This window comes from Saccharothrix ecbatanensis, assembly GCF_014205015.1.
GTDB lineage: Bacteria > Actinomycetota > Actinomycetes > Mycobacteriales > Pseudonocardiaceae > Actinosynnema > Actinosynnema ecbatanense.
The window spans coordinates 5,886,113-5,900,800 of the sequence record NZ_JACHMO010000001.1 but is presented as its reverse complement, the minus strand read 5'-3'; the positions used below and the strand labels follow the sequence as shown (position 1 = coordinate 5,900,800).

The 14,688-nt window shown below is 71.6% G+C and carries 13 protein-coding genes; 7 read left to right on the top strand and 6 right to left on the bottom strand.

Annotation, left to right across the window (positions count from 1 at the left end):
* The first annotated feature begins 11 nt into the window (after positions 1-11).
* Positions 12-869 (top strand): type I methionyl aminopeptidase, encoded by an 858-nt coding sequence (gene map / locus F4560_RS24950; protein ID WP_184923729.1) that lies wholly within the window; start codon positions 12-14, stop codon positions 867-869.
* Here map and F4560_RS24945 read toward each other — a convergent pair.
* Positions 856-1,569 carry an alpha/beta fold hydrolase gene (locus tag F4560_RS24945; protein WP_184923727.1) on the bottom strand — a complete coding sequence of 238 codons (714 nt, stop codon included), beginning with the start codon at positions 1,567-1,569 and terminating at the stop codon, positions 856-858. The genes map and F4560_RS24945 overlap by 14 nt on opposite strands.
* Positions 1,570-1,636: 67 nt before the next feature.
* On the opposite strand from F4560_RS24945, the gene F4560_RS24940 reads away from it, so the two are divergent.
* Positions 1,637-3,160 (top strand): cobyric acid synthase, encoded by a 1,524-nt coding sequence (locus F4560_RS24940; RefSeq protein ID WP_184923725.1) that lies wholly within the window; start codon positions 1,637-1,639, stop codon positions 3,158-3,160.
* 1 nt (position 3,161) lies between these two features.
* Here F4560_RS24940 and F4560_RS24935 read toward each other — a convergent pair whose 3' ends face one another.
* Positions 3,162-4,067: an EamA family transporter gene (locus tag F4560_RS24935; protein ID WP_184923723.1), complete on the bottom strand. Its 906-nt coding sequence runs from the start codon at positions 4,065-4,067 to the stop codon at positions 3,162-3,164.
* 73 nt (positions 4,068-4,140) lie between these two features.
* On the opposite strand from F4560_RS24935, the gene F4560_RS24930 reads away from it, so the two are divergent.
* Complete coding sequence (locus tag F4560_RS24930) at positions 4,141-5,049, top strand: LysR family transcriptional regulator (RefSeq protein ID WP_184923721.1); 909 nt, start codon at positions 4,141-4,143, stop codon at positions 5,047-5,049.
* A 52-nt stretch (positions 5,050-5,101) separates the two neighbouring features.
* Here the strand turns inward: F4560_RS24930 and F4560_RS24925 are convergent, their stop codons facing one another.
* Positions 5,102-5,773 carry a FadR/GntR family transcriptional regulator gene (locus F4560_RS24925; RefSeq protein ID WP_184923719.1) on the bottom strand — a complete coding sequence of 224 codons (672 nt, stop codon included), beginning with the start codon at positions 5,771-5,773 and terminating at the stop codon, positions 5,102-5,104.
* A gap of 161 nt (positions 5,774-5,934) precedes the next feature.
* Between F4560_RS24925 and F4560_RS24920 the strand changes: the two genes are divergently transcribed.
* Positions 5,935-7,113, top strand: a complete 1,179-nt coding sequence (locus tag F4560_RS24920) for an MFS transporter (protein WP_312869466.1) — start codon at positions 5,935-5,937, stop codon at positions 7,111-7,113.
* 103 nt (positions 7,114-7,216) lie between these two features.
* On the opposite strand, the gene F4560_RS24915 is transcribed toward F4560_RS24920, so the two are convergent.
* Together F4560_RS24915 and F4560_RS24910 are read right to left on the bottom strand one after the other, a co-directional pair.
* Positions 7,217-8,593, bottom strand: a complete 1,377-nt coding sequence (locus tag F4560_RS24915) for a mycothione reductase (RefSeq protein ID WP_184929374.1) — start codon at positions 8,591-8,593, stop codon at positions 7,217-7,219.
* A 55-nt stretch (positions 8,594-8,648) separates the two neighbouring features.
* The gene (locus F4560_RS24910) at positions 8,649-9,176 is read right to left on the bottom strand and encodes a YbhB/YbcL family Raf kinase inhibitor-like protein (RefSeq protein WP_184923717.1); all 528 of its coding nucleotides are present in this window, start codon (positions 9,174-9,176) and stop codon (positions 8,649-8,651) included.
* Between the two features lie 148 nt (positions 9,177-9,324).
* Between F4560_RS24910 and F4560_RS24905 the strand changes: the two genes are divergently transcribed.
* Both F4560_RS24905 and F4560_RS24900 read left to right on the top strand, forming a co-directional pair.
* On the top strand, positions 9,325-10,140 hold the full coding sequence (locus F4560_RS24905) for a polysaccharide deacetylase family protein (RefSeq protein WP_184923714.1): 816 nt from the start codon (positions 9,325-9,327) through the stop codon (positions 10,138-10,140).
* Positions 10,141-10,223: 83 nt separating this feature from the next.
* Entirely contained in the window at positions 10,224-11,885 is a 1,662-nt protein-coding gene (locus F4560_RS24900) for a PstS family phosphate ABC transporter substrate-binding protein (protein ID WP_312869465.1), read from the top strand.
* 99 nt (positions 11,886-11,984) lie between these two features.
* Here F4560_RS24900 and lon read toward each other — a convergent pair whose 3' ends face one another.
* Positions 11,985-14,351, bottom strand: a complete 2,367-nt coding sequence (lon, locus tag F4560_RS24895) for an endopeptidase La (RefSeq protein ID WP_184923711.1) — start codon at positions 14,349-14,351, stop codon at positions 11,985-11,987.
* Between the two features lie 147 nt (positions 14,352-14,498).
* On the opposite strand from lon, the gene F4560_RS45745 reads away from it, so the two are divergent.
* The gene (locus F4560_RS45745; RefSeq protein ID WP_281391956.1) at positions 14,499-14,633 is read left to right on the top strand and encodes a hypothetical protein; all 135 of its coding nucleotides are present in this window, start codon (positions 14,499-14,501) and stop codon (positions 14,631-14,633) included.
* Positions 14,634-14,688 lie beyond the last annotated feature (55 nt).

The following is a 14,688-nucleotide window of genomic DNA, read 5'->3' as shown; positions in this document are numbered from 1 at the left end:
AATCTGGGGGCATGTCCGTGCGTGCCATCCTCCAGCCAGGTGTTCAGACCCCGCGCCGTCCGGTGCCCGCCCAGATCGCGCGGCCCGAGTACGTCGATCGGCCGGAACCCCAGCGCAACACCGATCCGTGGGTGCAGCCGCCCGAGGTGGTCGAAGCCATGCGGGTCGCGGGGCGGCTGGCGGCGCAGGCGTTGCAGGAAGCGGGCAAGGTCATCGTGCCCGGGGTGACCACGGACGAGATCGACGCGGTCGCGCACGAGTTCCTGTGCGACAACGGCGCCTACCCGTCCACGCTCGGCTACCGCGGGTTCCCCAAGTCCTGCTGCACCTCGCTGAACGAGGTCATCTGCCACGGCATCCCCGACTCGACCGTGGTCGAGGACGGGGACATCGTCAACGTCGACGTGACCGCCTACATCGGCGGCGTGCACGGCGACACGAACGCCACCTTCCTCGCCGGTGACGTGGACGAGGAAGTCCGCCTCCTGGTCGAACGCACGCACGAGGCCACCATGCGCGCCATCAAGGCCGTCAAGCCGGGCCGGCAGCTGAACGTGGTGGGCCGCGTCATCGAGGCCTACGCCAACCGCTTCGGCTACGGCGTGGTGCGCGACTTCACCGGCCACGGCATCGGCCGCACCTTCCACAGCGGCCTGGTCGTGCTGCACTACGACGCGCCGCACGTGCCCACGGTCATCGAGACGGGCATGACGTTCACCATCGAGCCGATGATCACCCTCGGCGGCATCGAGCACGACGTCTGGGAAGACGGTTGGACGGTCACCACCCGCGACAAGAGCTGGACCGCCCAGTTCGAGCACACGATCGTGGTCACCGACGACGGCGCCGAGATCCTCACCGTCTGCTGATCAGCGGCACGAGGGCGGCGGCCACCTCGTCGGGCGCCGTCACCGCGCCCAGGTGGTGGCTGTCCAACTCCACCACCGGCCAGCCCAGCTCACGCGCCGCCGCCGCGGCCTTGGCGTAGGCGGGGCTGAGCTGCACGTACGAGCACGGCCCGGTCCACGCCACGGTGGGCCGGGGCTCCTTCAGGAACGCCAGCGGCACCTCGGGCGCCTCGGACTCGATCTCCTCCAGCACCCGCACGTCCGGCACCATCGCGGACAGCGCCTCGGGCGCGAACCACAGGTCCCAGCGCGGCATCAGCCCGTCCCGCGAGATGGCCTTGAGGTGCGCCATCCGCTCGGCCGGCGCGTCGTCCCGCCAGCTGCGCCCCGGTGTGGGCAGGTCGGCGTCGAGGAACACCAGCCCGCGCACGGGCGTCTCCAGGGCGTCGGCGAACGCGGGCAGCAGCGGACCGGCGCCGCTGTGCCCGACGAGCACCACGTCGCCCTCCGCCAGCGCGCCCTCCACGAGCGAGTCCTCCACGGCGTCGGCGAACACGCCGATCAGCCGCTGGTGGACGGGCGCGGCGTTGACGTTGACCCGCAGGTCCAGCAACACCACCGGGTGACCGAGCTCGGCGAGCGCCCCGGCGAGCGGGCGCAGGCTCGCCGGCCCGAGGTAGGGGCTGTGCACCAGGACTGCGGTGGCGGGGGCGTCGACCATGGTGTGGATGATGTCAGCCGGGACCGACAAAGTCCGATAGTCGGGTCATCGAGCGTGAGGGGACAGGGTGCGGAGTGCGTTGCTCGTGGCCGGCACGACGTCGGACGCGGGGAAGAGCGTCCTGACCGCCGGCCTGTGCCGGTGGTTGACCCGGCGCGGGGTGCGGACGGCTCCGTTCAAGGCGCAGAACATGTCCAACAACTCGGTCGTGACGCGGGACGGCGGCGAGATCGGCCGCGCGCAGGCGCTCCAGGCCGCCGCGTGCGGGCTGGAGCCGAGCGTCCGGTTCAACCCGGTGCTGCTCAAGCCTGGCGGTGACCGCAGCTCCCAGGTCGTGGTGCTGGGCCGGGCGGTGGGCGAGGTGTCCGCGGTGTCCTACCGCGCGCGCAAGGCCGAGCTGTTCACCACCGTTCTCTCTACTTTGGACAGTCTGCGGGACGATTTCGAGGTGGTGGTCTGCGAGGGCGCGGGGTCGCCCGCCGAGATCAACCTCAGGGCGAACGACATCGCGAACATGGGCTTGGCGCGGGCGGCGGACCTGCCGGTGATCGTGGTCGGCGACATCGACCGCGGCGGGGTGTTCGCGCACCTCTTCGGCACGCTCGCGCTGCTCGACCCGGCGGACCAGGCGCTGGTCGGCGGGTTCGTGGTGAACAAGTTCCGCGGTGACCCGACGTTGCTGGAACCCGGTCTGCGCCAGCTCCACGCGCTCACCGGACGTCAGGTGCTCGGCGTGCTGCCGTGGCGGGAAGACCTGTGGCTGGACGCGGAGGACTCGCTGTCCTACGCGGCCGACGGCGTGATCGGCCGACCCGAGCCGCCGCGCGGTGACCAGTGGCTGCGGGTGGCGGTGGTGCGGCTGCCGCGCATCTCCAACGCCACGGACGTCGAGGCGTTGGCCTGCGAGCCGGGTGTGTCGGTGCGGTTCGTCACCGAGCCGTCCAGGTTGGCCGACGCGGACCTCGTGGTGGTGCCGGGTTCGAAGGCCACCGTCGATGACCTGCGCTGGCTGCGTGCCACGGGCTTGGCCGACGCGATCGCCGCGCACGACGGCCCGGTGCTCGGCATCTGCGGCGGGTTCCAGCTGCTCGGCCGGACCATCGAGGACGCGGTCGAGTCGCGTGCGGGTGTGGTGGACGGCTTGGGTCTGCTTGACGTGGACGTGCGGTTCGAGCCCGACAAGACGTTGCAGCAGCCGCACGGCGACGCGTTGGGCGAATCCGTCACGGGCTACGAGATCCACCACGGCGTGGTCACGCGCAACGCCGAGCAGGGATTGATCACCCTGCCCGACGGCACGCCGGAAGGCGCTCTGCGCGGCCGGGTCGCCGGCACGCACTGGCACGGGCTGCTGGAGAACGACGCGTTCCGCCGCGCGTTCCTGCGGTGGGCCGCCGGTCACGCGGGCCGGGACGGCTTCACCCCCGCGCCGGACACGGACTTCGCCGGACGCCGGACCGCGCAGCTCGACCTCCTCGGTGACCTGGTCGCCGACCACCTCGACACCGACGCGGTGTGGGCGTTGCTGGAGAAGGGCGCCCCGCCGGGGCTGCCGGTCATCCCGCCCGCCGGCGCCCCACCGGTCGACTGACTCATCGGGCCGCCACCGGGACGTCGATCACCGGCGGCACTTCGACGCGCGGCGCGCGCCGTTTCACCGTGGCCGCGGCCATGCCGACGATCACCAGGCCGGCGGCGGCGAGGCGGACCGGGGTGACCGTCTCGTCCAGCAGCAGCCAGCCGGACAACATCCCGGCCACCGGCACCAGCAGCGCGAACGGCACGACGGCGCTCGCCTCGTAGGTCCGCAGCAGCAGGTTCCACAGGCCGAAGCCGAGCAGCGTCGACACCCAGGCGATGAACAGGATCGAGCCCACGCCCGTCCAGGTCAGCCCGCGCAACGCGGCCAGGTCGGCGGCCGGTCCCTCGAACACCAGCGACAGCGCGAACAGCGGCAGCACGGCCACCGCGCTGACCCACACGATGAAGTTGAGCGGGTCCGGCGGCCGGGCGTAGCGGGTGGCCACGTTCGCCAGGCCCCACGCCCCCGCACCGAGCACCACCAGCAAGAACGCCGAGATCGGGCTGCTCACGCCGTAGTCGAACGCGATCACCACGATGCCCGCCGCCGCGACGCCCATCCCGATCAGCTGCACCGGCCGCGGCCGTTCGTGCAGCAGCACGGCCGCGAACAGCACCGTGAAGAACACCTGGCTTTGCAGCACCAGGGACGACAACCCGGCGGGCATCCCGGCGGCCATGCCCACGAACAGCAGCCCGAACTTGGCCACACCGAGCGCCAAGGCGACCGCGACGACCCACTTCCACGCCACCTTGGGCCGTCCGACGAACCACAGCGCGGGCACGGCGGCGGCCAGGAAGCGCAGCCCGGTGAAGAACAGCGGCGGGAAATCGCGCAGGCCCACCTTGATGACGACGAAGTTGACCCCCCAGATGGTGGCGACGAGCACCGCGATCGCGACGTGGCGTGGTTTCACGTCTCCGAGTCTCAGGGGCGAGATCGTTTAGCACTAGCGACGAGTTCTGAAGACTTCAGTTTAGAATCGCTACATGTTGGATCTCGGACGGCTCCGCGCCCTGCACGCGGTCGCACGGCACGGCTCGGTCGGCGCGGCGGCCACGGCGTTGGGCTACACGCCGTCGGCGGTGTCCCAGCAGATCGCCAAGCTGGAACGTGAGACCCGCACCACGCTGCTGGAACGCCGGGGACGCGGTGTCGCGCTGACCGACGCCGCCCACCTGCTGGCCGCCACCGCCGACCAGGTGCTGGCGCTGGTCGAGCACGCCGAGGTGGCGTTGGAGGAGCAGCGCGGCGCGGCCGTCGGCGAGCTGCGCGTCGGCGCGTTCGCCACCGCCGCCCGCGGTCTGCTGCCCGCCGCGCTCGTCCGCCTCGCCGACCACCACCCGCAGCTCGACGTGCGGCTGGTGGAGCTGGACCCGCCGGACTGCCTGGAACTGGTGGCGCGCGGCGAGCTGGACCTGGCCGTCACGCACGACTGGATCAACGCGCCGCTGGCCGTGCCGGAACCGGTGTCCCGGGAGCGGCTGGGTGAGGACGTCGCGGACGTGCTGCTGCCGGTCGACCACCCCTTGGCGGAGCGGGATTCCGTCATGCCGGAGGACCTCGCCGGTGAACGGTGGATCTGCCAGCCCGAGGGCACCATCTGCCACGACTGGCTGGTGAACACGTTCCGCGGCGCGGGCATGGAGCCCGACCTGGCGTACCGGATCGCCGAGTACGAGACGCAGTTGGCGTTGCTGGCCAAGGGGATCGGCGTGGCGCTGTTGCCCAGGCTGGGGCGCGGCTCGTTGCCGGACTCGGTGCGCGCGGTGCCGTTCCGGCCGACGCCGACCCGTCGGGTGTTCGCCGTGTGGCGGACGCAGGCCACACGGCGTCCGGCCGTCACGGCCACGCTCACGGCTTTGCGGGCGTGCTGGGACATGCGGGAGACGGCGTGATGTCCCAGCACGGGTGACTTCAGTCCGGGGTGGCTTCAGTCCTGGGGTGGCTTCAGTCCGTGTGACGCTCCAGCAGGTCCTCCAGGAACGCGCCCGCTTCGGCGGCGGCACGGGCCGGGTCACGGTCGCGCACGGCGTCGAGCAGGCCCGTGTGCGACACGTGGTCGTCCTCGTGGTCGGTGTCCACGGTGGCCGTGATGCTGGCCCGGACCGCCTCGGTGAGCCCCTGGTACAGCTCGGCGAGCAGCGTGTTGTGCGAGCACTGGACGAGCATCACGTGGAAAGCGGCGTCCCGTTCGACCAGCCGGCCCCAGTCCTTGGCGGCCAGCGCCTCGTCCCGTTCGGCGAGGAGCGCTTCGAGTCTGACCAGTTCTTCGTCGGTGCGGTGGGACGCGGCGAGCCGGGCGCCCTCGACCTCCAGCGTCCGGCGCACCTGGAGGACCTCGCGCAGTTCGGTGCCGCACATCCGGCGGACCGCGCCGGACAGCTCACTGGTGGCGCGGACGAACGTGCCGTCGCCCTGGCGGACTTCGAGCAGGCCGGCGTGGGACAACGCGCGCACCGCCTCCCGCACGGTGTTGCGGCCCACACCCAGGGCGGTGACCAGTTCCGGCTCGGGCGGGATCCGGCGGCCGACGGGCCATTCACCGGCGGCGATCGCGTTCCGCATCTGGTCGATCACCTGGTCGACGAGCCCGGCCCGCCGAGTAGTGGCCAACGGCACAGCATCATCCTCTCATCCGGACATCCTACGTCTGAGACAGTAGCCGGGTGGCAATCCAGCAGACCCAGTCAGACCGGTCACCCTCGACTGACCACATTGCCACTGATAGTGGTGTCCCCGCGACGATCGAGGGTCATCGTGGCGGTTCCGCGACCGGTGCGGTGCGCCGGAATCGCCAAGTTGCCCTGGTCGGCAGCACCCTGTTGGCGATCGGCGTAGCACTGGCCGCGGCCAACCTCCGCCCGGCCGTGACGAGTCTTGCCGCAGTGCTCGGCGACGTGCGCGTGTCCCTGGGCGTCTCGACGGCGTGGACGAGTGTGCTGACCGCCGTGCCCACGGTGTGCTTCGGGTTCGCGGCGTTCCTCGCGCCGTGGATGGGGCGGCGGTTGGGCATGGCGCGCGCGGTGGCGTTGTCGTTGCTGGTGTTGACGGTCGGCCTGGTGCTGCGGGTCGTGGACGGTCCGGCGGCGGTGCTCGGCGGCACGTTCATCGCGTGCGCGGGCATCGCGGTCTGCAACGTGCTGATCCCGGTGGTGGTGAAGGAATCGTTCCCGGACCGGGTCGGCCTGGTGACCGGCGTCTACACGGCCGCCCTCGCTGCCGGTGCGGCTCTTGGCGCCGCGTTCACGCCTGGTCTGGAATCCACCTTCGGCTCGTGGCGACTGGCCGTCGGCGCCTGGGCTTTCCTGTCCCTGGCGGCGTTGGTGGTGTGGCTGGCCGCCGCACGACACGGCTTCTCCGCCCGTCCGACCACACACCGTCCCGTCGCGGTCCGGTCGCTGTTCCGCAGCCCGTTGGCGTGGGTGATCACGGTGTTCTTCGGCTTGCAGTCGCTGCTCGCCTACACGGTGATGGGCTGGCTGCCGCAGATCCTCGGTGACGCGGGGGTGGACCGGACGACTGCGGGCCTGCTGCTCGCGATCACGATGGTGCTCGGTGTGCCGGTGAGCCTGATCGTGCCGCCGCTGGCCGCCCGACGTGCCAGCCAGTCCGGGTTGGTGCTGGTACTGGGTGTGCTGGCCATGCTCGGCGTGCTCGGCCTGGCCCTCGCGCCGGCCTTCGCGCCCGGCCTGTGGGTGGTCCTGATCGGCATCGGCATGGGCATGTTCCCGCTGGCGCTGGTGATCATCTCGCTGCGCACGACCTCCGGCGCCGACACCGCCCGGCTGTCCGCGATGGCGCAGAGCATCGGCTACCTGATCTCGGCCACCGGCCCGTTCGCGTTCGGCGTCCTGCGCGGTGAGACGGGCACCTGGACGTTGTCGATGCTCCTCCTGGCAGGCCTGCTGGCCGCCCTGACCGCTCTCGGCTGGATCGCCGGCCGGCCCCGCACGGTGTGACTGATAACGCCTCACCTGCCGACCACGATGTGTCGGTTACGGACATGTACGGGAGCCCCGGCCGCACGAGGGGTGCGGCCGGGCTCCCGTCGACTGCCGTGGCTCAGTCGTTCAGCGGCAGGTTGAGCAGGGCGTTCTCGATCACCTCGGGCATGCCCGGGTGGATCCAGTACTGGCCGCGCGCCATCGTCCTGGCGTCCAGGCCGAAGCTCATCGCCTGGATCACCGGCTGGATCACGCTCGACGCCTGCGGCCCGATGATGTGCGCGCCGAGGATCAGCCCGGTGTCCGGGTCGGCCAGGATCTTCGCGAAACCGGTGGTGTCCTCCATCGCCCACCCGTACGCGATGGACGCGTAGGCCTGCGACGCCGCCACGTGCCGCACCCCGCGCTCGACGGCCTCCTCCTCGGTCAACCCGACCGACGCGATCTGCGGTGACGAGAAGACCGCGGCCGGCACGAAGCGGTGGTCCGAGGCGATCGGCGCGTCCGGGTGCAGCAGGTTGTGCTGCACGACCCGCGCCTCGTGGTTGGCCACGTGCTTGAGCTGGTACTCCGAGCTGACGTCACCCATCGCGTAGACGCCCTCGACGGACGTGCGCTGGTACTCGTCCACGGCGATCCGGCCGTCCGGGTGCACGGCCACGCCCGTCGCGGCCAGGTCCAGCAGGTCCGCGTTCGGCGTCCGGCCGACCGCGACGAGCAGTTCCTCGGACTCGACGACCTCCGCGCCGTTCGGGCCCTCCAGGTGCAGCCGCACCACACCGTCCACCCGCTCGGCCCGCACCGCCTTGCGCTTGAGCCGCACGTCCCACTTCTCCGACGCGACCCGCGTGAACCGGGTCGCGACCTCCCGGTCCTCGTGCCGGAGCAGCAGGTCCGACCGCGCGATCACGGTCACCGCCACCCCGAACGACGAGAACACGTGCGCGAACTCGGCCGCCACGAACCCGCTGCCCAGGATGGTGATCCGGGCGGGCAGGGCGTCGAGGCGCATGATCGTGTCGCTGGTGTGGTAGCCGACCGAGTCCAGGTCCGCCACGTCCGGCACGACCGGGCGGCTGCCCGCGGCCAGCACGAACCGGTCGCCGGTGATCACCTCGCCGGTGCCGGTGTCCAGGGTCTTGGGCCCGGTGAACCGGGCCGTGCCCGCGAACACGGTGACGTTCGCGTTCTCCTCGGCCCGCCAGCGGCGCCCGCCCTCGGAGATGGGGTCGATGCGCCCGAAGATCCGGTCGCGCACGTCCGTCCAGCGAACGCCGTCGAGGTGCGCGTCCACGCCGAGCCGCGCGCCCGAGCCGGGTGCGGCGGCGACGTCCGCGGCGTGCACGAACATCTTGGTGGGGATGCACCCGACGTTCAGGCACGTGCCGCCGAACACGCCTTTCTCGACGATCGCGATGTTCCAGCCGGCGAACCGCTCGTCCGCGATGGAGTTGCCGGAACCGGTGCCGATGATGACCAGGTCGAAGTGCCTCACGTCGTGCTGCAACCCACGACGTGAGGCGATCATTCCCGAACCACGCGTGACGCGGTCAGTGGGCGTACGTCGGCACCAGGATCGCGCGCGCCAGGGTGTGGAACGCCAGGTTGAACCCGACTACTGCGGGTGACGAGTCGCGGTCCACGTCCAGCTTCTCCACGTCCACCGCGTGCACCACGAAGCAGTACCGGTGCACCTGGTCGCCGGGCGGCGGCGCGGCGCCTCCGAACGCCCGCGTGCCGAAGTCGTTCCGCACGTGGAACGCGCCGTCGGGCAGCGTGTCGTCGGAGGCGCCCGCTCCGGTGTCCAGCGACGTCACCGACGCCGGGATGTTCACCGCGACCCAGTGCCAGAAGCCGGACGGGATCGGCGCGTCGGGGTCGAAGCACGTCACCACGAAGCTCTTGGTCCCGTCCGGGAACCCGGCCCAGCCCAGTTGGGGCGACGTGTTGCCGCCCTCGAACACGTGTGCCTCCGCCAGCGCCTGGCCGTCGGTCACGTCGGTCGAGTCGACCGCGAACGACGCCACCTTCGGCAGCAGCGAGTAGGGGTCGGGAGCGGTGGGGCGCTCAAGGCTCATCAGGTCCTCCACTCGTGATCTCGTGGGACCCGCAGGACCCTATCGCCGGGGCCTACGGGTCGCAGAGCAACCCGAGTGATCCTCGTGGCGTCTCAAGCCCCGTGAGCGTCACCCGATCGGGTGATAATGGGTTTCAAGGGGGACTGGGATGAGACCGAGGGCACTGGCGGTCGCGGTGGCGGCCGTCATCGCGGTGGCGTGCGCACCAGAGCCGGAAGCGCAGCCGCCGGCGACGACTACTACGACCACTACGACAACGACGACCACCACCACGCCGCCGACGGTCTTGCCGGGTCCGGGCGGCACCACGGTCCCCGTCTTCCAGCACCCGTACGCCTACGGGACACCGCAGCAGCACGTGCCGCCGATCGCCGACGGCATGGTGCCGGTGGTCCGCCGGATCGCGACCGACCGCCCGTACGTGTTCATCACCATCGACGACGGCGCGGTGCGCCACCCCGCCGCGCTGGAGCTGATGCGCAAGAGCGGCGTCGAGCCCACGCTGTTCCTCAACTCCAAGCACGTCGACGGTTACGCGGACTACTGGAAGACCTTCCAGGGCGCCGCGAGGGTCCACGCGCACACCGCGACCCACCCCGACCTCACCGGCACTTCGTACGACTTCCAGCGCGACGAGATCTGCGGCAACGCCGACCTCCTCCGCGCGCAGCTGGGCGCGCAACCGAAGTTGTTCCGGCCGCCGTTCGGGAACTTCGACCACACCACCCGCCGGGCCGCCGCCGACTGCGGTTTCACGGCGTTGGTCATGTGGACCGCGGCGGTCAACGACGGCGTCGTGCAGTTCCAGGCGGGCGGCCGGTTGAACGCGGGCGACATCGTGCTCATGCACTTCCGGCACACGTTCGTGGAGGACTTCCTGGCCTTCCTCGAACGCTGCAAGCTCGACGGCCTGACCCCGGTCGTGCTGGAGGACTTCCTCGCGGACCGCGACGCGGTCGTGTGACGACTCCTTGCCACGGCGTGAAGTCGTGGTGAACGTCCGGTGATCACCGGACCCGCGGCCGGTCCGCCGACCGAGAATTCGGTGTGCAGGTGCTGCGTTCCGCGTTGGAATTCCTGGGTGGACCCGGGCCGGTGCTGCTCGCGATCGGCTTGTTGTTCGCGGCCCCGGTCATCGACCGGCTCTTCGTGCGCCGCAAGCGCCTCGGGTTCCGCGTGCTCTACAACTCCAAGATCGGTCTCGGGCCGGAGCAGCTGCACGACGGCACCGACGCGAACGCGCCGCAGCTGCGCGAGCTGGTGCGGGTGCTGGACCGGATGAGCATCGTGGTGGTCAGGGTCCGCAACACGGGCACCTACGACATCGACGCCGAGGACTTCGCCAAGCCGCTGACGTTCACCTTCGGCGACCGGATCGTGTGGAACGCGAGGGTGTCCGAGGCCGGGTCGGACGAGCTGAAGGACGAGATCCGGCGCAGCCTCCAGTTCTTCGGCGCCGAGCCCGGTCCCAGGGAGACCGACCTCAGGGAGTCGTCACGGGCGTCGCTGCCCACGGTGCGGGCGCGGATGGCGCAGCGGGTGGCCAGGTGGGGCGGGCTGGCGGTGGCCGCGGACCCGCCGGGCGAGCCGGTGTGGCACGGGGTGCGGCTGGAGAACCTGACGTTGCGGCGCAAGCAGAAGTTCAAGCTGCTGGTGGTGCTGCGCGAGCCGGACGGCAACTCGACGGGCGAGCTGGGCAAGGACGTGAAGGTCGTCGGCGACCTGGCCGGCGCGGGCATCGTGCACGACGAGCGCCCGGAACGGCGGCTCACCCTGCCGAGGCTGACGGGTGGCCTGGCCGCTTTGCTCGCGGCCGTCCTGGTGCTGGTCCTGGCGTGGCCGCCGGATTCGACCGACGCGACGGTGGCGTGCGCGTCGGGCACGTTGCGGGTGGAGGGGTCGAGCGTGTTCATGCCGACCATGGCCGCGATCGCCGACCAGTACGAGCAGGCGTGCCCCGACGCGACCGTCACCACGTCCGCGACCGGCAGCATCCAGGGTGTGCGCGAGGTCGTCGGCGGCGAAGAGGGCATGGTGGCGCTGTCGGACGGCAAGCAGGACGTGGAGGGCGTATTCACGCAGCAGCTCGCGATCGTGGTCTACCACGTGGTGGTGCACAGCTCGGTCGGGCTGGACACGATCACGGTGGCGCAGCTGCGCGGCATCTACGCGGGCGCCTACACGGACTGGAGCCAGCTGCGCGGCGGCGCTCCGTTGCCCATCCGGATCGTCGGCCGGGGTGGCGAGTCGGGGACGCGGGAGCTGTTCGAGCGGCGGGTGCTGGGCACGAGCGAGAGCGCGTTGTCCTCCAACGACTGCCGGGCCAAGGACCGTTCGCCGGACGCGCCGGTGATCCGGTGCGAGCGGGACGAGAACGCCGACGTGGTGCGGGAGATCGGGGCGGTGGAGGGCGCGATCGGGTACGCCGACGCGCCGTCCGTGGCGGAGGCCCGCAAGACGAACGCGCTGACCGCGTTGTCGTTGGACGGCAAGGTGTTCGACGCGGCGGTGGGCGTGGAGTCCGGCTACCCGTTCTGGACGGTCGAGTACCTGTACGCGCGGTCGGAGCCGGCGGCGGACTCGTTGGCCGGCCGGTTCCTCAAGTACGCGCGGGAGCACGACGGCGCGCGGGTGCGGATGAAGGACGCCGGGTACCTGCCGTGCCTCACGGCGGACGGCGCGCCACTGGACCTGTGCAACCTGCGTTGAGGCGCGGCGACAGGGCCGATCCGTTTCCGACGTCGCCCGATCGGCCCGACGACGAAGCCCCGGCCGACACGTGGTCGACCGGGGCTGCACCGGGGAACGTCAGGCGGCCACCGCGGCAGTTGCTTTGGCGGGTTCCAGCGCCAGGTCCAACACCTCGCGCACGTCGCCGACCAGGTGCACGGTCAGCTCCGCCAGCACCGACTCCGGCACATCGTCCAGGTCGGGCTCGTTGCGCTGCGGCAGCAGCACGGTCGTGATGCCCGCCCGGTGCGCGGCCAGCAGCTTCTGCTTGACCCCGCCGATCGGCAGCACGCGCCCGGTCAGCGACACCTCGCCGGTCATCGCCACGTCCGCCCGCACCGGACGCCCGGACAGCAGCGACGCCAACGCCGTCGTCATCGTCACGCCCGCCGACGGCCCGTCCTTCGGCACCGCGCCCGCCGGCACGTGGATGTGCACACCACGCTCCGCCAACGCCTCGGCGCGGTCGTCGTTGGACCGCAGGTACGACAACGCGATCTGCGCCGACTCCTTCATCACGTCACCGAGCTGACCGGTCAGCGTGACGCCGGCCGCGCCAGTGCCCGACGACGCCAGCGACGCCTCCACGAACAGCACGTCACCGCCCGCGCCGGTGACCGCCAGCCCCGTCGCCACGCCCGGCACCGACGTCCGCTCGGCCGATTCCGGCGTGTGCTTGGGCGAGCCCAGGTACCCGCGCAGGTCCGGCACGTCCACCGTCACCGGCAGCTCGGCCTCGTCCAGCGCGACCCGCGCCGTCACCTTCCGCAGGATGCGTGCCAGCGAACGCTCCAACTGCCGCACGCCCGCCTCACGGGTGTACTCGCCCGCCAGCTTCCGCAACGACTCCTCGGTCACCGTGACGTCGTCGGACGTGAGGCCCGCCCGCTCGACCTGGCGCGGCAGCAGGTGGTCGCGGCCGATGACGACCTTCTCGTCCTCGGTGTACCCGTCCAGCCGCACCAGTTCCATCCGGTCAAGCAGCGGGCCGGGGATGGACTCCAGCACGTTGGCCGTGGCGAGGAACACCACGTCCGACAGGTCCAGCTCGACCTCCAGGTAGTGGTCGCGGAACGTGTGGTTCTGCGCCGGGTCGAGCACCTCCAGCAGCGCCGCCGTCGGATCGCCCCGGTAGTCCGCGCCGACCTTGTCGATCTCGTCCAGCAGCACGACCGGGTTCATCGACCCCGCCTCCGCGATGGCCCGCACGATCCGGCCCGGCAACGCGCCGACGTACGTGCGCCGGTGGCCGCGGATCTCCGCCTCGTCCCGCACACCGCCCAGCGCGACCCGGACGAACTTGCGGCCCATGGCCCGCGCGACCGACTCGCCGAGCGACGTCTTGCCCACGCCGGGCGGCCCGACCAGCGCGAGCACCGCGCCGGAACGCCGTCCGCCCACGACACCCAGACCCCGGTCGGCCCGCCGACGCCGCACCGCCAGGTACTCGGTGATGCGCTCCTTCACGTCGTCCAGACCCGCGTGGTCGGCGTCCAGAACGGCCCGTGCGCCCGCGATGTCGTACGACTCCTCGGTGCGCTCGTTCCACGGCAGCTCCAGCACCGTGTCCAGCCACGTCCGGATCCAGCCGACCTCGGGCGACTGCTCGGACGTCCGCTCCAGCTTGTCGACCTCGGCCAACGCCGCCTTGCGCACGTTCTCCGGCAGGTCAGCGCCCTCGACCCGGGCCCGGTAGTCCTGCTCCTCGGTGGCGGGCTTGCCGTCCAACTCGGCCAGCTCCTTGCGGATCGCGGCGAGCTGCCGGCGCAGCAGGAACTCCCGCTGCTGCTTCTCCACGCCCTCCTTGACGTCCTTGCGGATCGTCTCGGTCACGTCCAGCTCGGTCAGGTACTCGCGGCCCCACTCCAGCAGCTTCTCCAGCCGCTCCGTGACGTCGCTGGTCTCCAGCAGCCAGATCTTCCGGTCGTCGTCCAGGTACGAGGCGTACCCGGCGAGGTCGGCCAGCGCGGACGGGTCGTCCACCTGCTGCACCGAGTCGACCACCTGCCACGCGCCGCGCTGCTGGAGGATCGTGGTGACCAGCGCCCGGTACTCGCGGGCCAGCTCACGGGTGTGGTCGTCCACCGGCGCCTCGTCGGCCACCGTCGCCTCCACCCACAGCGCCGCGCCCGGCCCGGTCGTGCCGGTGCCGATGCGGACCCGCTCCGTGCCGCGCACCACGGCCGCGCGCTCGCCGCCGGACAGCCGGCCGACCTGCTCGATCACCGCCAGCGTGCCGACCTTCGCGTACTTGCCGTCCAGCCGGGGCACCAGCAGCACTTGCGACTGCCCACCGGCTGCCTCGCCGGCGGCCGTCGCGGCCTCGATCGCGGCGCGGGCCTCGGCGGTGGCGTCCGAGCCGCTGAGGCGGATCGGCACGACCATGCCCGGCAGCACGACCACGTCGTCCAGCGGCAGCACCGGCAGCGCCAACGTCTCGCCCATGATCCCTCCAAAGTTGAGTCTGTCTGGCTCAACCAAGGTGAGCGCGGGATTGTTTCCGGATGATGTTCGCCCTGAGCGAGCACCCCGGTTCGGCTGTGGCGCGATGCCGGGTGACAGCATTTCGGCCATGGACTGCCGCGGGCGGGCGTGGACCTGGGCGCGTTGGAGGACGACTCGCGGTCCGAGTTCCCGGTCGCCAGGAAGGTCGAGGCGTTCGTCCGGCCCGCGGCCGAGCCGGACGTGGAGGAGTGCCCACCGGACGGCGAGCGGCCGGCACGCTGACCTCCGCGCGGCAGTGGGGTGGGGGCACGAGCGTCCATTCGGGGGTTGTGCCGGA

Excerpts from the sequence above, each read along its gene's own strand:
- F4560_RS24930 (WP_184923721.1), top strand. The coding sequence starts at position 4,141 with ATGTTGGATCTCGGACGGCTCCGCGCCCTGCACGCGGTCGCACGGCAC.
- F4560_RS24945 (WP_184923727.1), bottom strand. The coding sequence starts at position 1,569 with ATGGTCGACGCCCCCGCCACCGCAGTCCTGGTGCACAGCCCCTACCTC.
- lon (WP_184923711.1), bottom strand. The coding sequence starts at position 14,351 with ATGGGCGAGACGTTGGCGCTGCCGGTGCTGCCGCTGGACGACGTGGTC.
- map (WP_184923729.1), top strand. The coding sequence starts at position 12 with ATGTCCGTGCGTGCCATCCTCCAGCCAGGTGTTCAGACCCCGCGCCGT.
- F4560_RS24910 (WP_184923717.1), bottom strand. The coding sequence starts at position 9,176 with ATGAGCCTTGAGCGCCCCACCGCTCCCGACCCCTACTCGCTGCTGCCG.
- F4560_RS24905 (WP_184923714.1), top strand. The coding sequence starts at position 9,325 with ATGAGACCGAGGGCACTGGCGGTCGCGGTGGCGGCCGTCATCGCGGTG.